Source organism: Paeniglutamicibacter psychrophenolicus (genome assembly GCF_017876575.1).
In the GTDB taxonomy this organism is placed as follows: Bacteria; Actinomycetota; Actinomycetes; order Actinomycetales; family Micrococcaceae; genus Paeniglutamicibacter; species Paeniglutamicibacter psychrophenolicus.
In genome coordinates, this window is the sequence record NZ_JAGIOE010000001.1 from 1,726,336 (window position 1) to 1,750,659 (window position 24,324).

Sequence of the window (24,324 nt, forward strand, 5' to 3'; positions counted from 1 at the left end):
CCTTGTGGCCGGGCTCCCCGTGGTGCTGGAGACGTGTGTCGCCGGGCCTGGATCAGCCGGCGATCTTCAGTGCGGTGCCCCAGTTGAAATCGGGCAGTGCGGGGTTGGCCTGCATGGCCATGACCAGAAGCTGGAATCCTTCGAGCTCGCGGGCGTGGTGCAGGCCGCCGACCTCGATAGGGCGCATCCCTGCGGCCGTGGCGAAGGCGGCAACTTCGGTGCGTGCCGAGTCCTCGCCGGCGACGAAGACATCCAGCGGCTCGCCTGCAGCCGAACCGGCGGTCAGCGGGCCGGCAAAGGTGGTGTTGAAGGCCTTGACGACGGTGGCCGAGGTCAGCGCGGCGATTTCCTCGGCGGCGGAGCTGCCTGCCGCGGTGGTCAGTGAATCGAAGGTCGAGAAGTCCACCGGGTTGGTGATGTCGATGACGATTTTGGAATCGAGGGCGGCGCCCTGGGCCGTGACGTATTCCTTGGCGGCGTCGAAGGGCAGCGCCAGGACGACGATACGCCCGGCCGGGGCCTCGGTGAGATTTCCGCCGGTGGTGCCACCGCCGAGCTCCGCGGCGAGCGTGGCCGAAGCCTCGGTGTCGCGGGCGAGGACCTGGAGGTTCTTGCCTGCTGCGAGGGTGCGGGCTGCCAGTGCGCGTCCCATGTTGCCGGTTCCGATGATGCTGATGTCGATGGACATTGCTGCCTTCTTTCCGAAGAGTCGAGCGAGGAAGTTTTTCATGTGGTCTCAATCCGTATGGTTGAAGCTTCAAGTATCACAGTACGCCCCACTTGATTGAAGTGTCAAGTATTTTTTGGCTGAGGTATTGGGGAACCGTTGCCGGCACGCGGGCGGCCTGCGTATTCCAGTGCTGTCCCATGGCCTGGTTGACGTGGGGAACATGTCGGTCTTTGTCTTCCTCAACCTCTATATACCGCCCGGAATGTGATGCCTGGCCTGGCTCCGTGGGAACCCGAAACCGAAAGGAAGATGCCTGCCCGAAACCGAAAGGAAGATGCCTGCCCGAAACCGAGCGTCCCTTGCAACGTGGCGCGCCTTGGAAACGGGACCTAGGATGGGCTGAATACCCACTCCGCAGGTCGGAGAGCCACTCCAGTTCAGTCAAGGAGACTTCACGATGGAAAGGTCGATCCATGCGGATGCGGGCACCTTCCGGAGCAGTCCGCTGACGGTCGTGTCCATCGGAGTGCTTGCCGTGGTGGTCGCCATCGCAGGCTGGGCGGGCTACCGGATGATGGATCCGGTGGCTGGGTACGGCCAGGGCAACTTGACCTGCCATAGCACCGCAGCCCCCGGGGTGGCTTCGGGCGTCTTGACCACTCCATGGATCGAGGTGAAGCCCGGGCGTTCGATCCAGGTGCGGGCGCTCACGTTGGTGGCCCCGGTGAACTATGCACTTGCCGGAACCGGTATCCAGCACGACGGTGTGCAACTTGGTGCGTGGGAGTACCCGGTGGGCGATGGTGATCCGGAAATGCAGGCCACATGGCTTTCCCGCACCGAGTTGCCAGCCACCTTGGAGGACCGGCCCGAACATTCAATCATCATGGCGCTTGAACCCGTCGACGTGAACCAAGAGTCCTCGCTGGATTCCGTGCGCGTGCGCTATGACAACCAGTGGGGCATTCCGTATTCCATAGACGTCGGACCGCGCTTCGAGGCCAAGCCGAATTGCCTGCTTGACGACGAGGAAGCGGACTGAGGGCACCCCCCCGGCCCCGCGGGGTGGGCAGCATCGGCTGAAAGCCCGGAAATTCCCTGGTGGAGCCCCAAAAGTTGGCCCTGGCTTGAGGCGGAGCACCCCGTGTTGTTTGCCTCATGCTTCGCCGGTAGGATGGGAACCGTGCCTCGCAGGAGGCGCAGCCACTGACATGCGGCGGGAGAGTCCCGTTCAGCGAAAGTTGGTCGGGCGCCGTAGGAGCAATTCCTCCCCGGGAAACTCTCAGGCCCCCGTACCGCCGCGAAGAGGCAACTCTGGAAAGTAGCAACATCGCCGTTCGGCGGTGCGGCTCACCGAAGGTGCAAGCACGTCCCTCCTACCTAGTGTCGGATACGTCGCGGAAACTCTCAGGTCACAGCAACAGGGTCGGGGAGGAACTTGCAGCTCGTTCGGTGTGCGCGCACGCCGATGACCCAATGGAGTTCCCCCATGACCGTGACCCCGTCCGCTGAGTTCGTCGCCCGCCACATTGGCCCACAGGGCAGCGACATCGACACCATGCTTTCGCAGCTTGGTTATTCCTCCATCGACGAACTCGTCGACACGGCCGTCCCGGCCGACATCCGCCAGTCCGAGCCGTTGGATCTGCCCGCACCCCGCACCGAAGCCGAAGTCCTGGGCGACCTGCGCGCGCTGGCGAACAAGAACGTGATGAAGACCCAGATGATCGGCCAGGGCTTCTCCGACACCTACACTCCGCCGGTCATCCTGCGCAACGTGCTCGAGGATCCGGCCTGGTACACCGCATACACGCCGTACCAGCCGGAAATCTCCCAGGGCCGCCTCGAGGCCCTCATCAACTTCCAGACCATGGTCATGGACCTGACCGCGATGCCGATCGCCAACGCCTCGATGCTTGACGAAGCCTCCGCCGTCGCCGAATCCGTGTTGCTGATGCGCCGCGGCAACAAGGCCAAGGGCACCGCCAAGACCGTGCTGGATGCCAACCTCTTCCCGCAGTCCATCGCCGTGGTCCAGGGCCGCGCCGAGGCCCTCGGCTTCGAGGTCGAAATCGCCGACCTGTCCCAGGGCCTGCCCGAGGGTGACATCTCCGGCATCGTGCTGCAGCAGCCGGGCAACAACGGCGCCGTGGTTGACCACACCGCCGTCATTGCCGCCGCCAAGGAACGCGGCGCGATGGTCACCATTGCCGCCGACATCCTGGCCCTGACCATGATCACCGCACCGGGCGAGCAGGGTGCCGACATCGCCGTGGGCAACACCCAGCGCTTCGGTGTCCCGCTGTTCTTCGGTGGCCCGCACGCCGCCTACCTGGCCGTGCGCACCGGCCTGGAGCGCCAGCTGCCCGGCCGCCTGGTCGGCGTGTCCAAGGATGACGCCGGATACCCGGCCTACCGCCTGGCACTGCAGACCCGCGAGCAGCACATCCGCCGCGAAAAGGCCACCTCCAACATCTGCACCGCCCAGGCGCTGCTGGCCATCACGGCCTCGATGTACGCGGTCTACCACGGCCCGGCGGGCCTCAAGCGCATCGCCCAGCGCGCCCACAACCACGCCCGCACCATCGCCACGTTCCTTTCCGGTGCCGGCCTCCAGCTGGTTGCCGACTCGTTCTTCGACACCGTGCAGGTGAAGGTCGCCGACGCCGGCGCCATCATCGCCAAGGCCGAGGCAGCGGGCATCAACCTGCGCCGCGTGGACGCCACCACCGTGGGCATCTCCACCGATGAGGCCACCACCTCCGCACACGTGGCCGCTCTCGCGGGGGTCTTCGGCATCGAGGGCGAGTCCTTCACGGCCGAGGGCTTCGAACTGCCGGCCGCGGTGCAGCGCACCAGCGACTACCTGACCCACCCGATCTTCAACACCATCAAGTCCGAGACCCAGATGCTGCGCTACCTGCGCAAGCTCTCGGACCGCGACCTGGCCCTGGACCGCACCATGATCCCGCTGGGCTCGTGCACCATGAAGCTGAACTCCACCGCCGAGATGGAATCCATCTCCTGGCCGGAATTCGCCTCCATCCACCCGTTCGCCCCGGCGCACCAGACCGAGGGCTGGCGCGAACTGATCACCGACCTCGAGGGCCGCCTGACAGAGATCACCGGCTACGCCGGAGTCTCGATCCAGCCCAACGCCGGTTCGCAGGGTGAGTACGCGGGCCTGCTGGCAATCCGCGGCTACCACCTGTCCAACGGCGACACCGCCCGCGAGGTCTGCCTGATCCCGGCCTCCGCGCACGGCACCAACGCCGCTTCCGCGGTGCTCGCCGGAATGAAGGTCGTCGTGGTCAAGACCGCGGCCGACGGCTCCATCGACGCCGCGGACCTGGATGCCAAGATCGAGGCAAACAAGGACGTCCTTGCCGCCATCATGATCACCTACCCCTCCACGCACGGCGTGTACGACGCCGACGTGCGCGAGGTCTGCGACAAGGTCCACGCGGCCGGTGGCCAGGTCTACATCGACGGTGCCAACATGAACGCCCTGGTGGGCCTGGCCCAGCCGGGCAAGTTCGGCGGAGATGTCTCGCACCTGAACCTGCACAAGACCTTCTGCATCCCGCACGGCGGCGGCGGACCGGGCGTGGGCCCGATCGGCGTTGCCGAGCACCTGATCCCGTTCCTGCCGGGCGACGCCTCGGGCAGCTACTCGATCCGCGACGGCATCCCCGTGGTCGCCACCATGTTCGGCTCCGCCGGCGTGCTGCCGATCTCCTGGGCCTACATCGCGATGATGGGCGGCGAAGGACTGACCGACGCCACCAAGACGGCCATCCTCTCGGCGAACTACATCGCCAGCCGCCTCAACGAGTACTTCCCGATCCTGTTCACCGGCAACAAGGGCCTGGTTGCGCACGAGTGCATCCTGGATTTGCGCGAGCTGACCAACAAGACCGGCGTCACCGCCGAGGACGTGGCCAAGCGCCTGATCGACTTCGGCTTCCACGCCCCGACGCTGTCCTTCCCGGTTGCCGGCACCCTGATGGTGGAGCCGACCGAGTCCGAGGACCTGGGCGAGATCGAGCGCTTCATCGAGGCCATGATCGCCATCCACGCCGAGATGCAGCAGGTGCTCGCCGGGGACTTCTCCATCGAGGAATCCCCGCTGCGCAACGCCCCGCACACCGTGGCAGCAGTGGTCAACACCGCCTGGGACCGCAAGTACACCGTCGAGCAGGCCGCCTTCCCGGTCCATGCCCTGCGCGTGGACAAGTACTTCCCGACGGTGGGACGCATCGACGGCGCAGGCGGAGACCGCAACCTGATCTGCTCCTGCCCGGCTCCCGAAGCCTTCGAAGACTAATCCAAGACCACTCGTTTCTTGCCTCACGAAAGGTAGCTTGATGAGCGACCCGAAGAAAACCTCCCTGCATGCCAAGCATGCTGAACTCGGCGCCTCCTTCACCGACTTCGGTGGCTGGGACATGCCGCTGAAGTACGGTTCGGAACTGGCCGAACACAAGGCAGTGCGCGCCACCGCGGGCCTGTTCGACCTCTCCCACATGGGCGAGGTCTGGGTCGAGGGACCCGAGGCGGCGAAGTTCCTGAACTCCGCGCTGGCCGGAAACATGGCAATCATGGCCGTGGGCCGCGCCAAGTACTCGGTCATCTGCAACGAAGCAGGCGGCATCATTGACGACCTGATCACCTACCGCCGCGGCGAGGAGAAGTTCCTCGTGGTGCCCAACGCCGGCAACGCCCCGGTGGTTGCCGCGGCACTTGCCGAACGTGCGGCCGGCTTCGACGTGGTTGTCACCGACGCCTCGGCGGACACCTCGCTGATCGCCGTGCAGGGCCCGGCCTCCGTGGCCATCCTGCACGAACTGGTCGACGAGGCCACCAAGTCGCTGGTCAGCGACATGAAGTACTACGCTGCCGACGACGCCACGGTGGCAGGCTTCGACGTGCTGCTGGCCCGCACCGGATACACCGGCGAGGACGGCTTCGAGCTGTACCTGCCCAACGACCAGGCCCCGGCACTCTGGGAAGCACTGATGAACGCGGGAGCAAACCACGGGCTGATCCCCGCGGGCCTGGCCTGCCGCGACTCGCTGCGCCTGGAAGCCGGCATGCCGCTGTACGGCAACGAGCTGTCCCTCGAAGGCAACCCGTTTGAGGCCAACCTCGGCCCGATCGTGTCCTTCAAGAAGGAAGAGGACTTCACGGGCCGCAAGGCGTTGGAGGCCATCAAGGCCGAGGGCGCCAAGAAGGTCCTGGTGGGCCTGAAGGGCCTGGGCCGTCGCGCCGGCCGCGGCGGCTACCCGGTTTCGGTTGACGGCACCCAGATTGGCGCCGTCACCTCCGGCCAGCCGTCCCCGACCCTGGGTTACCCGGTGGCCCTGGCCTACGTCGAGCCGGCCTTCGCCGAGATCGGCACGAAGGTCGACGTCGACCTTCGCGGCAAGCCCGAGGCCTTCGAGGTCGTCGCGCTGCCGTTCTACACCCGAGCCAAGTAACGTTGTCGGTGGCGGGGGCGCTCCGTGCCCCAGCCACCGATCAACCGGCTTAACTTCTTTACCCACATTCTTTGAGAGGAAACACCCCCATGAGCAAGGTTCTCGCATCCCTTCGTTACTCGGCCGAGCACGAATGGGTTGACGCCTCGACCCCGACCAAGGTCGGCATCACCCAGGTTGCCGCCGACGCACTGGGCGACGTCGTGTATGTCGACCTGCCCGAGGTCGGCGACTCCATCACCGCCGGCGAGACCTGCGGCGAGGTCGAGTCGACCAAGTCCGTTTCCGACCTGTACGCACCGGTCACCGGCACCATCGTTGCCGTCAACCAGGACGCCATCGACAACCCGGCCATCCTGAACGAGGACCCGTACGGCGCCGGCTGGCTGTTCACCGTCGAGGTCACCGAAGAGGGCCCGCTGCTCTCGGCAGCCGACTACGCCTCCGCCAACGGCGGCGATGTAGCGTGACCGCAGTTTACGAATCCCTTGCCCCCGCGTCGCTGACGCAGGACATCGGGACGCTCGATCCGGAGATCGCCCAGCGCATCGACGCGGAGCTGGCCCGCCAGCAGCGCGGCCTGGAGATGATCGCCTCGGAGAACCACACCGCGCTGGCCGTGATGCAGGCGCAGGGCTCGGTGCTGACCAACAAGTACGCCGAGGGCTACCCGGGCCGCCGTTACTACGGCGGTTGCGAGGAGGTCGACGTCGTCGAGACGCTGGCCATCGAACGCGTCAAGGCCCTGTTCGGTGCCAAGTTCGCCAACGTGCAGCCGCACTCCGGTGCCCAGGCCAACGCCTCGGTCATGCACGCGCTGATCCGTCCGGGCGACACCGTCATGGGCCTGAACCTGGCCCACGGCGGTCACCTGACCCACGGGATGAAGATCAACTTCTCCGGGCGCCTCTACAACATCGTCCCGTACGGTGTCGAGGAGGACACCCTGGTCATCGACATGGACAAGGTCGAGGCCCTGGCCATCGAACACCAGCCCAAGATGATCGTGGCCGGCTGGTCCGCCTACCCGCGCCAGCTCGACTTCGAGCGCTTCCGCGCGATCGCCGACAAGGTCGGCGCGTACCTGTTCGTGGACATGGCGCACTTCGCCGGCCTGGTGGCCGCCGGTCTGCACCCGTCCCCGGTTCCGCACGCCCACGTCACCAGCTCCACCACGCACAAGACCCTGGCCGGTCCGCGCGGCGGCATCATCCTGACCAACGACGCGGAGATTGCCAAGAAGATCAACTCCGCGGTGTTCCCCGGACAGCAGGGCGGCCCGCTGGAGCACGTGATTGCCGGCAAGGCGGTCGCGTTCAAGATCGCGGCCACGCCCGAGTTCGCCGAACGCCAGGCACGCACCATTGCCGGGGCCAAGATCCTGGCCGAACGCCTGTGCGCCCCGGACGTCGCGGCGGCCGGCATTTCCGTGCTCACCGGCGGCACCGACGTGCACCTGGTCCTGGTGGATTTGCGCCACTCGGAGCTGGACGGGCAGCAGGGCGAGGACCTGCTGGCGAAGGTGGAGATCACCGTGAACCGCAACGCGGTCCCCTTTGATCCGCGCCCGCCGATGGTCACCTCGGGGTTGCGGATCGGCACCCCGGCGCTGGCCACCCGCGGCTTCTCCGAGGCCGCCTTCGTGGAGGTCGCGGACATCATCGCCGAAACCCTCATCGCGGGCACCACGGAGAACAACCAGGACACCCTCGCGGCCCTCAAGGACCGCGTCACCGCCCTGGCCAACGCCCACCCGCTGTACCCGGAATTGGCAAAACTGGCCTAATCCCGGTTCGCCAACAACCTCGCTGCGAGCCCGGGATCCACAAGGTCCCGGGCTCGCGGTCTCTGCACCACCGACAGTGACGCGCCTCACCAATCCGCGCGTCGGCTCCCACCCCAGCAGTGTCTCTTGAAAGAAGTATTCTCGTGGCTATCAGCGTTTTTGATCTTTTCACCGTCGGCATCGGGCCATCGTCCTCGCATACGGTGGGACCCATGCGTGCGGCCCACGCGTTCGCCGCCAAGCTGGTGCGCGAACAACATCTCGCGAACATCGCCACCATGCGCGTCGATGTCTACGGTTCGCTGGCCGCCACCGGCCGCGGACACGGAACATTCACCGCGATCATGCTGGGCCTCGAGGGCTACGAGCCCGAGGCCATCTTGCCCGAGGAAGTCGATGCGCGCCTGGAAGACATGGCCGCCACGGGCAAGCTGCAGTTGTGCAAGGCCGTGGGTGAGGGTGAAGGCAAGGAGATCGACTACAAGGTCGAGGACATGATCCAGCACCCGCTGACCATCCTGCCGCGGCACACCAACGGCATGAAGATGGCGGCCCTGGATGCGGACGGCAACGTCCTGGCCGAGGACACCTACTACTCGGTGGGCGGCGGCTTCATCGTGCGCGAGGGCGCCGAGGACAAGCTGGCGGAAAACTTCAAGGAAGCGGTCAACAAGCAGCCCTACCCGTTCACCACCGCCGCGAAGCTCCTCGAGCACTGCGCCACCACCGGGCTGTCCATCGCCGGGGTCATGGCCGCCAACGAGGAAGCCTACCGCTCCAAGGAAGAGATCCGTTCCGGCCTGCTGCACATCTGGCAGGTCATGGAGGACTGCAAGAACGCCTCGCTGGAACGCGAGGGCGTGCTGCCCGGCGGGCTGAAGGTCCGCCGCCGCGCACCGGAATGGCACAAGCGCCTGGCCAAGGAAGACAAGGACCGCGACCCGGTGTTCTGGCAGGAATGGGTCAACCTGGTGGCCCTGGCCGTCAACGAGGAAAACGCCTCCGGCGGACGGGTGGTCACCGCCCCGACCAACGGCGCTGCCGGCATCATCCCCGCGGTGATGTTCTACGCGACCCACTACGCACCCGGAGCCAAGTACTGGAACCAGGAGGAGCGCGAGGACGTGATCGTGCGCTTCATGCTCACCGCCGCGGCGATCGGGGTGCTCTACAAGGAGCAGGCCTCGATCTCCGGCGCAGAGGTCGGCTGCCAGGGCGAGGTCGGCTCGGCCTCCTCGATGGCCGCCGGCGGACTGGCCGAGATCCTCGGCGGCACCGTTGACCAGGTGGAAAACGCCGCGGAAATCGCTATGGAACACAACCTGGGCCTGACCTGCGACCCGATCGGCGGGCTCGTGCAGATCCCGTGCATCGAGCGCAACGCGATCGCCGCGTCCAAGGCCATCAACGCCGCCAAGATGGCCTTGATGGGAGATGGGCAGCACCACGTGACCCTCGACGAGGTCATCATCACCATGCGCGAGACCGGCAAGGACATGAGCTCGAAGTACAAGGAAACCGCGATGGGCGGCCTGGCCGTGAACGTCATCGAATGCTAGCGGCGTAGCCCGTAGCTTGTTGCGGCCCGTTCGGTGCCGTGTCCCGGAATCCTCCGGGTCGCGGCACCGAACGGGCCGTCGCCCTTTTCCGGTGCGGGGCTCCGGCTGGTAGCGTTCGATCCATGCTTGAGATACGCCCCTTCACGGCCGCCGACAGCTCCGAGGCGCTTGCCGCGCGCACCGAACTGGACGCCGAGGACTTCGATTTCCTGCTCGGCTACTCATCCCGACGGGGCTTTGATTCCTACCTGGAACAGTTGCAGGCGCACGAGGACGGACTGGGCCTGCCTCCGGGATGGGTGCGCTCGGCACTGTGGGGTGCCTTCGTCGACGGGCAGTTGGTGGGCCGCACATCCATCCGGTTCGAGCTCAACGAGAACCTGCGGGCCGTCGGCGGGCACATCGGCTACGCGGTGCGTCCGGCGCACCGGCGGCGCGGCCACGCCACGGAGATCCTGCGCCAGTCCCTGGCGCAACTGGCCCAGCGCAACATCGGCACGGCGCTGGTGACCTGCCGGGAAGACAACCTCGCCTCGGCCCGCACCATCGAGGCCAACGGGGGAGTGCTGGAAAACATCATCGAGGCCTCCGACGGGCCCACCAAGCGGTACTGGGTTCCCACCGCCGCGACGCCCCGGGGCTGAACCCTGGGGCAGGACCCGCATTGGCCGTTCGAAGCAGTGGTGGCCTAGGATGGGAAGGACGCCCCGACCCGGTGCGACCTGCCCGGAAAACGGAGGCCGCCCAGGGAATTTCGGGCCCTGAGGACGGATGGAGGTGACCGCACGCATGGATGACGGACCTAGTCGATCTACCACGCCGCGCGAGCACCACCCGGGTGCCCGGGAACCCCTGACCCTCCAGCACTGATCCTCCCCTCCTCCGCCGGATGCCACGCACCGGTGCGCCGGGGGGAATGGACCCCACGCACCCCCTGGCGCGCACCGCGCCCAGGGATGCAGATCCCCGATGAACGGATCACGGCTGGAGGCCACCGCGGGCCGTCCCGAGGATTCCGGCGCTTGCTGCGCGGTTGTGTCTTTTGCGCAACACCCAGCCCACACCACCCATTCCTGGCACACGTCGCCGGCACGCGCCGGCGCGATGCATGCGTGTGTTTTCACCGGAGGGAACCGGATCATGATCAAGACGCCCACCAGCTCGTTTGATTTCAGCGCGGAACAACTGGCCAAGGCCCTGGCCGCCAACGACATTGCCGCGACATCAAAGGTGTTCCACCCCCTGGGGACCGCCGAGGCGCTGGAACAGCTTGAACGCCTGAACACCTTTGACCGGGCGCTTGCCTACCGAACCCTGCCCAAGGACCGGGCCATGGAGGTCTTCGAGCGACTTGACGCCTCGTTGCAGGCCGACCTGGTCGCTGGCCTGCAGGAAGCCGACGTTGCCGAGGTCTTTGCGGCGATGAGCCCCGATGACCGGGTGGCGCTGCTCGACGAGCTGCCGGCATCGGTGGCGAACCGGTTGATCCTGGGACTGACCGAGAAGGAACGCGCGCTGACCAGCACCGTGCTGGGCTACCCGCAGGGCGCGGTCGGGCGCTACATGAGCCCGGAGTTCGTGATCACCCACCCCGGGCTGAGCGCGGGCCAGACCCTGGAGCGGGTGCGCAAGCAGCTCGACGACGCCGAGTCCGTCTACACCATCCTGGTCACGGACACGGGCCGGCACCTGGTGGGCGTGGTGTCTTTGCGCGACGTGCTGCGCGCCGAACCGGCCGAACGCGTGCAGGACATCATGAAGAAGCCGATCAGCGTGGGGGCGACGCTCGACGCGGAGGAAGCCGCCCGCTATTGCGCCGACGCCAAGGTCCTGGTGCTGCCGATCGTTGACGCCGAGGAACGCCTCGTGGGCATCCTGACGGTCGATGACGCGCTGCGGATCCTGGAGGACGCCGAGTCCGAGGACGCGGCCCGGTCCGGCGGCACCGAGCCGCTGCGCCGGCCCTACCTGGCAACCCCGGTGCGCGCCATCGTGCGGGCCCGGGTGGTGTGGCTGCTGGTGCTGGCGCTCGGTGCGACGCTGACTGTCCAGGTCATCGGCGCGTTCGAGGCGACCCTCGAGGCACAGGTGGTGCTCTCGCTGTTCATCCCGCTGCTGATCGGCACCGGCGGGAACACCGGCAACCAGGCGGCCACCACCATCACCCGCGCCCTGGCGCTGGGGGACGTGCGCCCGCGCGACGTGTTCAAGGTGTTTGTGCGCGAGGTGCGGGTCGGGGCCATGCTGGGGTTGCTGCTCGGCTCCCTGGGCTTCGCGATCGCCTCGCTGGCCTTCACCGTGCCCATCGGGCTGGTCATCGGGCTCACGCTGCTGGGGGTGTGCACCATGGCCGCGAGCATCGGCGGGCTGATGCCGTTGCTGGGGAAGGCCGTGCGCGCGGATCCGGCGGTGTTCTCCAACCCGTTCATCTCCACCTTCGTGGATGCGGCCGGGCTGATCATCTACTTCCTCATCGCCACCAGCGTGCTGGGGCTCTAGGAAAAGCACGGCAAACAGGCCCCGACGTGCCGGTTCATTCGGGCTCACGGGCCGGGGCCGCGGGGCACGGATGAGATCATCGTACCGGCTGGACGCCCTTCTGGGCAGACCCTTTCGGCGGGACCTCCAGCGGTGCTACGGTGAGCAGACGGTTCGAATCGGCACGCGGGCTTCCCCGCGTGGGAAGGAGCTCCCCCATGGCATCACGCGCAGGTTCCACAGGAATCGACGCCTCGCTCTACCGTCGAGAGGGCCAATGGTGTACCGCCCTCGTAGACGTTTCGCTTGGAACGACCGCGGCCCAGGAAGCGGTTGACGCACTGCCCGGGGTCGTGGGCAAGCTGCTCGCTTCGCAGCAGGCCTCGGAGGCCGACATCGCCGCCCTGGCCGAAGCGCTGGTGCCGGCGCAGGGCCATGCATCCCCGGTGGCCCGCTTCGTTGCGGTGAACAACGGGGAGGTCGTACTCGACGAGCTCATTGACGGGCTGAAGGTCGAGGCAGCGGACGTCGACTGCGGCCCGTTCCCCAACCTGGTCGCCCTGGCCCGGGCCCGCGGTGGGCAATTCCCCTACCTGGTGGCCGAGGCCAGCAAGGACGGCGGCGAGGTGCGGCTCTACCATTCCTCGGTCCAGGGCGTCGGCGAGAGCCGCGGCGTCACCGGGGACCCCGAGGAGGCACACCATGCCCGGAAGGTTCCGGGACGCTACGACGAACCCAAGAACCGCTCCAACACCGAGGAGATCTGGCGGCGCAACGCCGACGAGCTGGCCAAGCAGATCGACGAGCTGGCCCGCGAGAACTACGTGAGGCTGATCGTGCTGGCCGGGGACATCAAGGCCCGCGAGCTGGTGGCAAGCAAGCTCGGTTCGGCGCACAAGCCGATCACCAGCATCCTCGAGCAGCACACGCGCACCGGAGGCGCGGACCAGGCGGCCTTCGCCGCCGCGGTGCAGGGACAGGTCGACGAGGTCCTGGGCCGGGATGTGGAGGAATTGTCCAAGCGCGTGGCCAACCGCACCGGAAACGACCGGCCGGACTTGGCCCTGGGCTTCGACGAGGTCGTGGCCGCGTTGCAGCAGGCACAGGCCGACACGGTGCTGGTGGGCCAGTACCAGGACGATGAGACGCTCATGGCCCTGGATGCCGACCCGTGGCTGTGCGGCGAGGACTCCGAGGAACATTCCGAATCGGTCATCGGGTCCTGGCCGGCCCCCGAGGTGCTGCTGCGTGCCACGGCGTTGACCGATGCCACCATCCGCTATGTGCCCGAGGGCGTGCTGCCCGAGGGCGTGGGCATCGCCGCGCTGCTGCGCTGGCCCAACGCCGCCGAACCGGCGACCTGAGCGCAGTAGGAAAACGGCAAGGTCCGTGGGGTGCGAACCACCGGTTCGCACCCCACGGACCTTTTTCCTGCCCGGCGGGAGGCAATGCTACTTCGCCAGTGCCTCCAGGGCCCGGATGTTGGCGTCCATCCAGGAGACGTAGTCGGTGTTCGGCGGCAGGGTCTCGGTGAAGTCGATGACCTCGACGTTGGCCGCGTCGGCCAGGGCCCGGATGCGTTCGGTCTGCGGGCTTTCGGTCTGGGTGTTGTAGGCCAGCACGTCGATGGCGCCGTTGTCGAACAACGTGCCCATCTCGTTGAACGCCTGCGGGGAGACCTCGCCGCCGCCCTCGATGGATTCGCTCAGGCCCTCGGGGGTGGCGTCCTCCATTCCCAGGTCCTCGAGCAGGTGGAAGGGCACCGGTTCGGTCATGGCGAAGTGCTTGGCTTCCAGCGACCCGCGCAGGATTGCGACCTTGGTTTCCAGGCCCTGGAGCTCGGTGGCCAGTTCCGTCGCGTTCGCGGTGAAGGTGGAGGCCTTCGCCGGCTCGAGGGTGGCCAGGCGTGCGGCGATCTCGGCGGTGAGCAGGCGCATGGATTCGAGGTCGTACCAGATGTGCTCGTTGAAGGCCGCGTGGTCGTGGCCGGCATGGTCCTCGGTGGTTTCGCCCGCGTGGTCGTCGTGTTCGTCGGCGGCTTCGTCTTCCTCGGCCACCGGGGAGGTGTCCACGGCGGTGATCACCGTGGCCGCGGGAAGGCCAAGGTCCTTGGCCAGCACATCCATGAAGGCGTCGTATCCGCCGCCGTTGGCGATGACCAGCCGGGCCTTGGACATCGCGAGCTTGTCACGCGAGGTGGCCTCGTAGGAGTGGGGGTCCTGGGACAGGGAGTCGATGAGGGCGGTGGCCTGGACCGCGTCGCCGCCGATCTTTTCGACGAGGTTGGCGTACACGGTGGTGCTGGTGACCACCTGGAGCTTCTCGCTGCCGGGGGCGGGCTCGTCGCCGGCGGCGTTGCCGCCGCAGGCGGCAAGTGCGAGGGTTCCGGCGAGGGCCAGGGGAAGCAGGGTGCGGGTGCGGCGATTCATGGGGCGGGAAGTTCCTTGTGTCAGGTGAAGGGATGATGCGTTCGGATTCCCACCCTAACTTAAACAAGAATCATTCGCATTAGTCGTCGGGGTGTCGGCCCGCATCCACCGGGACTCCTGCCGGCCGGGGCGCATCCGGAACCGGTGTCGACGGCTGCTGCACCAGGGCCCGCCGTCCGGCTTGCCGGGAGATGGTTTCGGCGGGCGCGGCGCCCGAGCCGACCGCCTTGACAACGGCCACCGCTATCGCGGTGGTCACCGGGATGGCCAGGACCAGGCCGATCGAGCCCACCAGGATGCGGATGACCTCCTCTGCCATCTGGCCCGTGGTGAGGGTGTCGACCAGGGGCCTGTCGTACAGGCTGACCAGCACCAGGATCGGCAGGGCGGCGCCGGCGTAGGCGAAGGCGATGGTGTACACGGTCGAGGCGATGTGGTCCCGGCCGATGCGCATCCCCGAGGCGAAAAGCTGCCGGGCGGTGGAATGAGGGGCGATCTCCGCCAACTCCCACACCGCGGAGGACTGGGTGATGGTCACGTCATTGAGCACTCCCATGCCGGCAATGAGCAGGCCGCACAACAGCAACCCGGACAGGCTCAGCTGCGGCACCACGGTGCTCAGTGTTAGCGCCGCGTCGTCGGTGGCCCCGGTCAGCGCCGCCGCATCGGTGGCCCAGACGGCAATCGCCGCGGTGACTCCCAGCCCGAAAAGTGTCCCGAGCAGGGCCGTGGAGGTCCTGGCCGAGAAACCGTGGGCAAAATACAGGGCGGCAAACATGACGACGGTGGAGGTGGTCAGTCCAACCAGCATCGGGGACTCGCCTTCCAGCAGCGCCGGGATCATGAAGCCGACGATGAAGGCCAGCCCGCCAACGAGCCCGGCCAGGGCACGCAGCCCGCGCCACCGCGCGACCAGGCAGACGACCACCGCGTAGATGATTCCCAGCAGGGCCAGCGGGGTCGAGCGCACGAAGTCAACAAAGACGTAGGGTGCCGAGGAATCGGTGGTGTGCGACAGATCGAGGTACTTGATCTTGTCCCCTGCCACCAGGGGCCGGGACTGGGTCGTCTCCGGGGGCACCTCCAGGGCGAAGGATGCGCCACCGGCTTCGGGCGAAACGTAGGAAATATCGCACAGCAGTTCCTTGCCGCCGACCTCGTCCAGGCCCTGGGTGGAGGGGCAGGTCTCGCTCACGGTCCGGGTGACGGTGCCGGTGGAGAGCTCCACGCCGTTCGCGGTGTCAAAGACATCACCCAGGGGTGCCTGGGTGATGCCGCCGCTGGGCCAGAGCACCAGGGTTGCCACGAAGGCGAGCACCCCGACCGGGGCCAACAGGAACCACAGGATGAGGTTGGCGCGGCGGCGCCTGGCCGGGTCGACGAGCACGTCGCCGTGGTGGTGTCCACCCATGAAAGTTCAGCTCCAGATCGGTTGGAAGGCCTTGTGACCCCAAGTATTGCCCAAGGAAACAGTGTAGCGATTCGACAAGAACAACTGGGGTGTGTGCCCGCCGGCGGTGGCCGGGGACGGTGTCGGAACGGGACATCGGATGGCGGCCGGGTCGCGGATGTACTGGTGCCTCTGGCTAGAATTGATCCCATGTCCAGAGCCCACGTGCGCGATGCCTACTCCCGGCGTGCCGATGAATACATCCAGGCCGTGGGCTCCATGGAACACGTGCATCGAGATGACCTAGACCTGGTGCTCGAGATGGCGAAGCTTGCCGACGGGTTGATCCTCGATGCCGGCTGCGGGCCAGGCCAGTGGACCAATTTCCTGCAGGAACACGGTGCCGAGGTCCTGGGGGTGGATCTTGTCCCGGCCTTCGTCGAGTGTGCGCGGGAACGCTTCCCCCGGGTGCCCTTCACGGAGGGAAACCTCGAAGACCTCCAGATGCCGGACGGATCGGTGGCCGGGATCCTGTCCTGGTACTCGATCATCCACACCGATCCCGCGGACGTGGGCAGGATCCTGCGCGAATTCGCCCGCTGCCTCAAGCCCGGCGGATACCTCGTGACCGGGTTCTTCGAGGGTGCGCGCCTCGAGGACTTCGACCACCAGGTCGTGACGGCCTACCGGTGGCCGGTGCGGGAACTGTCCGGCGAGCTCGAGGACGCCGGATTCACCGTGCATGGGGTCCACACGCGGACCGACCCGGGCCGGCGGCCCCACGGCGCGATTCTCGCCCGAAGGAACGTCGGAGACAACTAGCCCGGGTCAGTGATAAGGGGCATGGCTTTTCGCCACTTCACCGGGTCTCGTGCAGCGGTGCCCGGAATCCGTCCCGGTGCTCCTCGGTGTCCACGGGAACCACGACGACCTGGACCTCGTCTTCATGCATGATCGTCCCCGGGCTTGTTGAACGCAGCTCGATCCAGCCGATGCCGTACTTGTCCAGTAGCCGAAGGTACCCCTGGGTCATCTCCAGCAGGTGCGTTGCCGAAACCTTGAACCATGAACGGGCGCCGGGCAGCGCATAGCAGTCCGGTGTGGCAAGGGTCGGGTCCGGGTACAGTGCGTTGGCCGCGGCATTGGCGGTGCGGTGCCAGGCCAGGTCAGCACGATCCAGGGCCCCGGCGGCGGCCAGCCCGTTCGCCAGCGCAAACACGCCCGGAAACCGGCCGTGCCGGTTCGGGGCGGTGCCCTGGTAGAGGATGAATTCCATGCCTCGACACTACTGCAGCGGGCGGTTGCCGGACCCCTGTGGATCCCGCAACCGCCCGCCGGCGTGCCGGGACCTACCGCTGCTTGAAGACGGTGTCCTGCCAGGCCTTGTGCACGTCGGTGTCATGGGAGATCAGCACGTGCTTGACGTTGGTGTATTCCTCGAAGGAGTAGGAACTCATGTCCTTGCCGAAGCCCGAGGCCTTGTACCCGCCGTGTGGCATTTCCGAGACGATCGGGATGTGCTCGTTGATCCACACGCAGCCGGCCTGGATCTGGGCTGCGGCACGCATGGCCAGGTTCACGTTGCCGGTCCAGGCCGAGGCGGCCAGCCCGTAGGGAGTGTCGTTGGCCAGGTCGATGCCCTGCTCGTCGGTCTCGAAGGGAAGCGCGACCAGCACGGGGCCGAAGATCTCGTCCTGGACGATCTCGGAATCCTGCGCGGCTCCGGTGATGAGCGTGGGGCGGTAGAACGCCCCGGGCAGCTGAGGTGCCAGCCCGCCGGCCAGCACGTTGGCACCGGATTGCCGTGCCCGCTCGACCATGGAGGCGACCTTGTCGCGGTGGGCGAGGGAGATCAGCGAGCCCATGTCGGTGTCCGGGTCGGTGGGATCGCCCACGACCATCGCGTCCATGAGTTCGGCCACCCGCGCGGTGAACTTCCCAAACAGCGAGGAATGCACGTAGGCGCGGGTCGCGGCGGTGCAGTCCTGGCCGGCGTTGATGGTGGAACCGGCCACCGCGCCGTGGGCTGCGGCCTCCACGTCGGCGTCGGCAAAGACGACCAGCGGCGCCTTGCCGCCAAGTTCCAGGTGCACGCGCTTGCCGGTCTCGGCGGCCATTTCCATGATCCGCCTGCCCACGGCCGTGGATCCGGTGAAGGAGCTCATGGCCACCTGCGGGTGGCGGACCAGGGTCTCGCCGACCTCGCGACCGGAACCCGTGACGATGTTGATGACCCCGTCGGGGATGCCGGCGGCGGTGGCTGCCTCGGCGAAGATGAGCGAGGTCGCAGGGGTCAGCTCGCTGGGCTTGAGCACGATGGTGTTGCCCGCCGCGATCGCCGGAAGGATCTTCCACGCCGCCATCTGCAGCGGGTAGTTCCATGGGGCGATCGAGCCGATCACGCCGATGGCCTCACGGCGGATCATCGAGGTGGAGTTCCCGGCGTAGTCCCCGGAGGCTTGGCCCTGCAGGTTGCGTGCGGCACCGGCAAAGAAGTTGATGTTGTCGATGGTTCCGGGCACGTCGAACTCGGTGGACATGCGCGTGGACTTGCCTGTCTGGGCGGTTTCCAGCGCGGCGAGTTGCCCGGCGCGGGAGGCCAGCTCGGTGGCGAAGGCCAGCAGGAAGTCGGAGCGGGCACCGGGGGTCAGCCTCGACCAGGTGGTGAAGGCGGCCGCGGCGGCCGCCACCGCGTCCTCGACATCCCCGGTGCCTGCATAATCGATGACCGAGTCGACCACCCCGGTGGCGGGGTTGATGCGTTCGGCGGTGGGGCCCGAACCCACGCGGTAGGCGCCGTTGATGTACTGGTTGCCCTGGCTGGTGGTGCTCATGAATTGCTCCCGGTGGTGTCCGTGGGGGTGAAATAGATCTTGCGAAGCGGCTCGGTGACGGTCCAGGTGGTCTGCATGCCCGCGCTCAGGCGCATGATGGTTCCCGGCACCAGATCGGCGGTGCGGGCGGGGTGGCCCTCGAAGGGGGCGATGACCACGGTGCCGTGCCCGGCGGTGACGACGAAGATTTCCTCGGCCTCCACGTCGTACATGGAACCTGCGGCCATCTCCCAGATCCCGAACTCGGCCCCGGCGAGCGTGCCGAGTTCCACCACCGCAGTGGTGGTGGTTTCGTCGGCCGCCTGCCCGGGGGCCACCGGTTCGTGGTCCATGGGCACGCGGTTCACACGCAGTGCCTGGCCGCCCAGAAGGTGCGGGAAGTCGGGGGTGCTCACGAGTCGAACCCCATTCCCACGGAGTCCATGACCTTGAGGAACGGGCCGCGCTTGCCCTCGTTCCGGTCGGCCTTGACCAGCCCGTTGGTCATCAACTTGACGCCCATCCAGGCCACCGGTTCCGGGGGGAAGGGCAGCGGCTTCTTCCTGACCATTTCCAGCTCGGTCAGCTCCGTCTTGGCGCCCGAGAGCAGGTCCAGCATGACCCGTGCCCCGAAGCGCGTGGCGCCCACGCCCAGGCCGGTGTACCCGGCGCAATAGGCGACCCGGCCGCCGTGCGAGGTGTCGAAGAAGGCGAAGAAGCGGCTGCAGGTGTCGATGGCACCGCCCCAGGCGTGGGAGAACTTGATGCCCTCCAGCTGCGGGAAGGTGCCCACGAAGTGCGCGGCGAGCTTCCGGAAGGTCTCGTGGTGGGTGTCGTATTGGTGCTTGACGCCCCGCCCATAGTGGTAGACGGCGTCGTAGCCGCCAAAGAGGATGCGCCAGCCGCCGTTCTCATCCACGGTGGGGCGGGAGTAGTGGAAACGGTTGTTCATGTCGGCCAGGCCCATGCCTTCCTCCCAGCCGATGGCCGCACGCTGTTGCTCGGTCAGCGGCTCGGTCATCAAGGCGTAGTCGTACACCGGGATGGTGTGCATCCGATGGCGCTTGAGCAGCGAGGGGAACACGTTGGTGGCCAGCGCGACCCGCGCGGCGGTGATGTGCCCCGCCCCGGTGCGCACCCCGATCGAATCGGGGGTGGAAACGAGTTCCTCGCCCTTGGTGTGCTCGAAGATCTTCACGCCCAGCTCCAGGGCGACCCGGCGCAGGCCCCAGGCGAGCTTGGCCGGGTGGACCAGCACGGCGGTGTGCTTTTCCCAGTTTCCGCCCTCGAAGATCGGCGAGTTGATGTGGCTGCGCACCTCGTCGGCATCCATGAAGGGCGCCCCGGGATTGGCCGCCGCTTCCTCCTTGAGCCAGGACACCTGGTACTTTTCCGTGGCGACGTTCAGCACCCCGGTTGGTGCCAGGTCGCAGTCGATGTTGTACTTCCGGATGGTTTCAACGATGCCGGCGAGGTTTTCGGCGCCGAGCTCGGTGAGCCGCTTGTTTTCCTTGGGCAGGTGCTTTTCGCCGTTGGATTCCCCGTGCACCAGGGATGCCTCGCAGAACCCGCCGTTGCGCCCGGAGGCGGCCCAGCCGATGGTCTCGGATTCGATCAGGGTGACATCGCGGGCCGGGTCCGCTTCCTTGGCCAGCAGCGCGGTCCACAACCCGGAGTAGCCGCCGCCGACGACCAGCAGGTCGGTGGACATGCTGCCTTCCAACGCGGGGAGCGGGGCCGGGCGGTCGGGGTGCTGCAGCCAATAGGGGGAGTAGTCGGTGCCGGACAGGGACGCGTCGATGGTGGACCCGGAGACGGCCGCCTCGATGCGGTCAAAGGAGACGGGGATGCCATTGGAGGTGGCAGGAATGCTGCTCATGGAGGTTCCTTGCATGAATGAAGTGAACGTGGGTTCGTGTGAAGAATGCGTGCGGGGGGAGAACTTGAGGGGAACCGGTGGCCCTAGACGCCCGAGGTGGCACGGGTGAAGACCGCGTGCCCGGAGGCGAGGGTGAGTTCCACCCCCACCCGGTGCAGGTCGTGGGCGGGGATGGAGAACGGATCGGCATCCAACAGCACCAGGTCGGCCCGTGCCCCGGGGCGAAGGTTTCCGCCGGCATGGTCCCGGTTCACCCAGGCGCTGCCGGCCGTGTACCCGCGCATGGCCTCCAGCACCGTGATGGCCTGCTCCGGGACCAGCGGTGCGGCCTCCGGGTGGTCGGGGTCGGTGCGGTTGACCGCGACATGGATGGCCGCGAGCGGGTCGGGCGTGGAGACCGGCCAGTCCGATCCCATGACCAGGTGTGCCCCGGCGTCGATCAGGGAACGGAAGGGGTACTGCCATCCGGCTCGTTCCTCGCCCAGGATCGGGTTGGTCAGCTCCACCATTTGCTCGTCGTTGCAGGCCCAGAGCGCCTGGGCGTTGATGCTCAGGCCCAGGGCCCCGAATCGGGCGACGTCCTCGGGGTGGATGACCTGCAGGTGGGCGAAGTGGTGGCGCCCGCCGGTGGCGCCGTTGGCCGCACGGGCAGCCTCGAGTGCATCCAGGCCCATGCGGGCGGCACCGTCGCCGATGACGTGCAGGTGCAGGTCGAACCCGGCGGCGTCCAGCGCCACGGCAACAGCCGTGAGCACCTCGGCGGAGAGGTAGCGCAGCCCGGTGTCGCCCGGGGAGCCGGGGACGCAATCGCAGGAGCGCAGGTAGGGATCGAGCATGGCAGCGGTCCGGTTTTCCGCGACCCCGTCGACCATGATCTTCGCGGTGGTGGTGCGGAACCCGGCGGCGGCGTTTTCCTTCCGGCGGGCCAGGAAGTCCTGGACCAGGGCGGGAACGGAGGCGAGGGTGGTCTCGCGGGGAACCCAGAGGGCTCCGGCGGCCTGCCCGGTGAGCATGCCCTGGGCGTGCAGTTCGCGGTAGATCACGGAGGCGTCGGTGTATCCGGCGTAGTTGCCCAGGATCGCTTCCTGCCATCCGGTGATCCCGAAGGAATGAAGGTACCGTTGGCCAGCCAGCAGCCCGGCGCGCAGGGTGGCTGCCTCGGGGGCGGGGATGAGGGAGTTGACCAGGTCCATGGCGCCCTCGTGCAGGGTCCCGGTGGGATTTCCCTGCGCATCGCGCTCGATGCGCCCGTCCGCCGGTTCCGGCGTATCCGCGGTGATCCCGGCCCGTTCAAGTGCCGCGGAATTGACCCAGGCGCCGTGGTGGTCGCGATTGATCAGGTAGGTGGGGGTCGCACCGGTGAGCGGGTCCAGCAATTCGGCGGTGGGGGTGCCCCCGGGGAAGTCGCTCATGGTCCAGCCGCCGCCGGTGAGCCAGCCGCCGGTGTGGGTGGCGGCAAAGGAGGCGATGGCTGCCAGGGTTTCGTCCGGGCCGTCGGCGCCGGTGAGGTCGCAGGCCAGGGATTCCACGCCGCCCATCAGGGCGTGGACGTGGGCGTCGGTGAAGCCGGGGGACAGCGCGCGGCCGGCCAGGGAAACATCGTTCTCCGGGTCCGGAAGCGCGCGGCGGACCTGCGCCTCGGAGCCCACGGCCAGGACCCGGCCGTTGCGCACGGCGAGCGCGCTGCCGGCGGCCAAGACGTTGTGGCCATCGAAGATGGTGCCCGAGTGGAATAGCCAGGTCTCGCTCACTGATGCCCTTGTCTACGCGGAGGTGCACAGGATTTGCCTGCGACCTTGAAGAAGTGTCCCACTTCATAAAATCGCACCCATGGCCTAAAGTCAACACTGTTGACTTGAGTGCGAGACAAGAGGGAGCGACACCCGCCGATGGATAAAGACAAGCCAGTGAACAAGGCACCTGCCCCGCGCCGCCGGGCCCAGGGACTCGGACGCGAGGTCATCCTCGAGGCCTGCCTGAGGCTTGCGGCCGGAACCGAACCCGATGCGCTCTCCTTCCGGAAGATCGGCAGGGAGCTCGGGGCCGATCCCACAGCGCTCTACCGCCATTTCGCGGACAAGGACGAACTGCTGCTGGCGCTCGCCGACCGGGTGATCGCCATGGGCATGGACGGCTATGTCCCGGGCACGGGCTGGGAGGACTCGGTGCGGGATCTGATGCTGCGGATCCGGGCGGGCTTCCTTCACTACCCCCAGGTCGCCACGCTTGCCGCATTGCGGGTGACGCGCCAGGAAGGCGAACGCGAATTCATCGAGGCGATGCTCGCGGCGCTTAGCCAGGCGGGATTCGGACGGCGGGAGGCGGCACTGGTGTACCGGGCATGCGGGGACTTCGTGCTGGCCTGGACCGGCTTCAGTGCCGGCCTGCTGCTGCTGGGCGAAAAGTCCGCGCAGGACGACGAGGCCTGGGTGCGCAGCTACGCCCAGGTGCCCAAGGGGAAGTATCCGCTGGCAACCGAATCGGTGGAGGTGATGGCCCGGGTCCAGGACGAGGAGAACTACCGGTTCGCGCTCGAGCTGTTGCTGGGCGGGATCGCCGCGCGGCTTCGAGCCTGAGCGGCGCACCTGTTTCGGCTGCTGCCTTGGCCGTCGGCCCCGGCCCGCAAGCGCGCGGCTACTTTCCTTCCGCGCGCTGGGCCTTGGCCTGCTCCGCGAGGATGCTTTCGGCAATGCCCTTGAGCTCCGGCGTGTAGGCGGTGAGATGCCCGGCTTCCTGGGACACCCACCACTTTCCGCACAGATGCGTGGTCTTTCCCTCCTGGCCGGTGGGCCACCAGTCCGCAGCCAGCAGGGGTGTTTGGTACTGGGATTCCACGCGTCCGGCGATCTCCTGGGCGGCTGCCGGATCCTCGGTGTCCAGCCCCACCGACAGCTCGGCACCGCTTGGCTTGCCCGTTTCGGCGATCGCCGTGCAGCTTGCCGGCAGCGCGCCGCCGAACTCCATGCGCAAGATGCGCTCGTTTCCCGTGGTGCGCACAACCTCCTTGAGGTTCGTCGCCTCGTCGGGGACCCATGACGGAAGGACCTTCCTTTCCTTGCCCTCGGCCCCGGTGGCGAATTCGTGGCTGGCGCTCTTGTCGTACTTGGACTCGATGCCCAGGGCGCCGCACCCGGTGAGCGCCAGGGCCGCCAGGGCGGCAGCGGAGGCCAGGAAGATGGCCTTGGAGCGTGCGGTCGTGGAGGGAAGGGATGGCGCTGTCTGTGTCATGCCTATGAGCCTATGAAGCCGAAGGGCTGCGGCGCATCGGAGTCCGGGCGCAGGTTTCGGGCTTCCGACTAGGCCCTGGGGTGGAGAAGCACGGCCCCTGGGTAGACCAAGGTACCGATTCTCTCAGCCCTGGCGCAGGTCCAGGGCGTGTTCCACGGCATGCTTCGGATCCAGCCCGAACGCCGCATCGCGCAGGACCGGTGCACCCACGGCGTCGAAGGACACCTCGATCCCCGTGGCGGCAACGCCCTTGGCGTCCACCAGGTCGACCAGGGCAGTCGAACCGTTCCAGCTGGTCATCACCACATCGGACACGACGTAGCGGGTTTCGACGTTGGCCTCGAGATTCTTTTCGGATTGCTTCCATCCGATTGAGAACATGCCGGCGAACACCAGGGCGCCGATGATTCCGAGGGCGGCGACAGCCGATTCGATGCCCACATCCCTGCGCCGCGCGTAGGTCTGCTGCTGGGCCGGGTCCTTGCGGAACTTGCGCCAGCGAACCAGTGCGTGGATGCCCATGGGCATGGCAAACACGGCGATGATCCCGGCCACGGCGAGGTGGATCTGCGGGGTTGCGAAATCCACTGGCTGGTACATGGCCCCAGACTA

Annotated in this window: 21 protein-coding genes and 1 riboswitch; of the genes, 11 read left to right on the forward strand and 10 right to left on the reverse strand. The window is 67.3% G+C overall.

The features are described from left to right. Positions 1 to 52: 52 nt before the first annotated feature. A complete protein-coding gene (locus tag JOF46_RS07675) occupies positions 53 to 730 on the reverse strand; it encodes an NADPH-dependent F420 reductase (protein ID WP_245348047.1) in 678 nt (225 codons plus the stop codon). A 397-nt stretch (positions 731 to 1,127) separates the two neighbouring features. Between JOF46_RS07675 and JOF46_RS07680 the strand changes: the two genes are divergently transcribed. The 9 genes from JOF46_RS07680 (at position 1,128) to JOF46_RS07720 (ending at position 13,337) form a co-directional block, all read left to right on the forward strand. Then, positions 1,128 to 1,712, forward strand: coding sequence for a hypothetical protein (locus JOF46_RS07680; protein WP_209906788.1), 585 nt, complete (start codon positions 1,128 to 1,130; stop codon positions 1,710 to 1,712). 165 nt (positions 1,713 to 1,877) lie between these two features. Then, positions 1,878 to 1,978, forward strand: a riboswitch (glycine riboswitch). Between the two features lie 181 nt (positions 1,979 to 2,159). Then, positions 2,160 to 4,997 carry an aminomethyl-transferring glycine dehydrogenase gene (gcvP, locus tag JOF46_RS07685; protein WP_209906789.1) on the forward strand — a complete coding sequence of 946 codons (2,838 nt, stop codon included), beginning with the start codon at positions 2,160 to 2,162 and terminating at the stop codon, positions 4,995 to 4,997. A 40-nt stretch (positions 4,998 to 5,037) separates the two neighbouring features. After that, complete coding sequence (gcvT, locus tag JOF46_RS07690) at positions 5,038 to 6,150, forward strand: glycine cleavage system aminomethyltransferase GcvT (RefSeq protein ID WP_209906790.1); 1,113 nt, start codon at positions 5,038 to 5,040, stop codon at positions 6,148 to 6,150. 89 nt (positions 6,151 to 6,239) lie between these two features. Further along, positions 6,240 to 6,620, forward strand: coding sequence for a glycine cleavage system protein GcvH (gene gcvH, locus JOF46_RS07695; protein WP_209906791.1), 381 nt, complete (start codon positions 6,240 to 6,242; stop codon positions 6,618 to 6,620). Beyond that, positions 6,617 to 7,936: a serine hydroxymethyltransferase gene (gene glyA, locus JOF46_RS07700; RefSeq protein WP_342592393.1), complete on the forward strand. Its 1,320-nt coding sequence runs from the start codon at positions 6,617 to 6,619 to the stop codon at positions 7,934 to 7,936. Before gcvH ends, glyA begins: the two co-directional genes overlap by 4 nt. Before the next feature lie 143 nt (positions 7,937 to 8,079). Further along, the gene (locus JOF46_RS07705) at positions 8,080 to 9,495 is read left to right on the forward strand and encodes an L-serine ammonia-lyase (RefSeq protein ID WP_209906792.1); all 1,416 of its coding nucleotides are present in this window, start codon (positions 8,080 to 8,082) and stop codon (positions 9,493 to 9,495) included. A gap of 122 nt (positions 9,496 to 9,617) precedes the next feature. Beyond that, positions 9,618 to 10,139, forward strand: a complete 522-nt coding sequence (locus tag JOF46_RS07710; RefSeq protein WP_209906793.1) for a GNAT family N-acetyltransferase — start codon at positions 9,618 to 9,620, stop codon at positions 10,137 to 10,139. A 496-nt stretch (positions 10,140 to 10,635) separates the two neighbouring features. After that, positions 10,636 to 11,994, forward strand: coding sequence for a magnesium transporter (gene mgtE, locus JOF46_RS07715; RefSeq protein ID WP_209906794.1), 1,359 nt, complete (start codon positions 10,636 to 10,638; stop codon positions 11,992 to 11,994). A gap of 197 nt (positions 11,995 to 12,191) precedes the next feature. Further along, positions 12,192 to 13,337 (forward strand): baeRF2 domain-containing protein, encoded by a 1,146-nt coding sequence (locus JOF46_RS07720; RefSeq protein ID WP_209906795.1) that lies wholly within the window; start codon positions 12,192 to 12,194, stop codon positions 13,335 to 13,337. Between the two features lie 87 nt (positions 13,338 to 13,424). On the opposite strand, the gene JOF46_RS07725 is transcribed toward JOF46_RS07720, so the two are convergent. Further along, positions 13,425 to 14,402, reverse strand: coding sequence for a metal ABC transporter solute-binding protein, Zn/Mn family (locus JOF46_RS07725; protein WP_209906796.1), 978 nt, complete (start codon positions 14,400 to 14,402; stop codon positions 13,425 to 13,427). Positions 14,403 to 14,481: 79 nt separating this feature from the next. Next, entirely contained in the window at positions 14,482 to 15,813 is a 1,332-nt protein-coding gene (locus JOF46_RS07730; protein WP_209906797.1) for a YibE/F family protein, read from the reverse strand. Positions 15,814 to 16,002: 189 nt separating this feature from the next. Between JOF46_RS07730 and JOF46_RS07735 the strand changes: the two genes are divergently transcribed. Next, on the forward strand, positions 16,003 to 16,614 hold the full coding sequence (locus JOF46_RS07735) for a class I SAM-dependent methyltransferase (RefSeq protein ID WP_209906798.1): 612 nt from the start codon (positions 16,003 to 16,005) through the stop codon (positions 16,612 to 16,614). Positions 16,615 to 16,651: 37 nt separating this feature from the next. On the opposite strand, the gene JOF46_RS07740 is transcribed toward JOF46_RS07735, so the two are convergent. From JOF46_RS07740 to JOF46_RS07760, 5 genes are all read right to left on the reverse strand, one after another. After that, positions 16,652 to 17,068 carry a hypothetical protein gene (locus JOF46_RS07740; protein WP_209906799.1) on the reverse strand — a complete coding sequence of 139 codons (417 nt, stop codon included), beginning with the start codon at positions 17,066 to 17,068 and terminating at the stop codon, positions 16,652 to 16,654. A 73-nt stretch (positions 17,069 to 17,141) separates the two neighbouring features. Then, positions 17,142 to 18,626 (reverse strand): gamma-aminobutyraldehyde dehydrogenase, encoded by a 1,485-nt coding sequence (locus JOF46_RS07745; RefSeq protein WP_209906800.1) that lies wholly within the window; start codon positions 18,624 to 18,626, stop codon positions 17,142 to 17,144. Beyond that, positions 18,623 to 19,021 carry a cupin domain-containing protein gene (locus tag JOF46_RS22540; RefSeq protein ID WP_209906801.1) on the reverse strand — a complete coding sequence of 133 codons (399 nt, stop codon included), beginning with the start codon at positions 19,019 to 19,021 and terminating at the stop codon, positions 18,623 to 18,625. Before JOF46_RS22540 ends, JOF46_RS07745 begins: the two co-directional genes overlap by 4 nt. Beyond that, a complete protein-coding gene (locus JOF46_RS07755; protein ID WP_209906802.1) occupies positions 19,018 to 20,484 on the reverse strand; it encodes an NAD(P)/FAD-dependent oxidoreductase in 1,467 nt (488 codons plus the stop codon). The genes JOF46_RS22540 and JOF46_RS07755 overlap by 4 nt, the downstream gene beginning before the upstream one ends. A gap of 83 nt (positions 20,485 to 20,567) precedes the next feature. Then, a complete protein-coding gene (locus JOF46_RS07760) occupies positions 20,568 to 22,235 on the reverse strand; it encodes an amidohydrolase (protein ID WP_209906803.1) in 1,668 nt (555 codons plus the stop codon). 138 nt (positions 22,236 to 22,373) lie between these two features. Between JOF46_RS07760 and JOF46_RS07765 the strand changes: the two genes are divergently transcribed. Then, complete coding sequence (locus JOF46_RS07765) at positions 22,374 to 23,060, forward strand: TetR/AcrR family transcriptional regulator C-terminal domain-containing protein (protein WP_209906804.1); 687 nt, start codon at positions 22,374 to 22,376, stop codon at positions 23,058 to 23,060. Positions 23,061 to 23,118: 58 nt separating this feature from the next. On the opposite strand, the gene JOF46_RS07770 is transcribed toward JOF46_RS07765, so the two are convergent. Next, entirely contained in the window at positions 23,119 to 23,712 is a 594-nt protein-coding gene (locus JOF46_RS07770) for a hypothetical protein (RefSeq protein WP_209906805.1), read from the reverse strand. A 123-nt stretch (positions 23,713 to 23,835) separates the two neighbouring features. Continuing rightward, complete coding sequence (locus tag JOF46_RS07775; RefSeq protein WP_209906806.1) at positions 23,836 to 24,312, reverse strand: hypothetical protein; 477 nt, start codon at positions 24,310 to 24,312, stop codon at positions 23,836 to 23,838. Between the last annotated feature and the right edge of the window lie 12 nt (positions 24,313 to 24,324).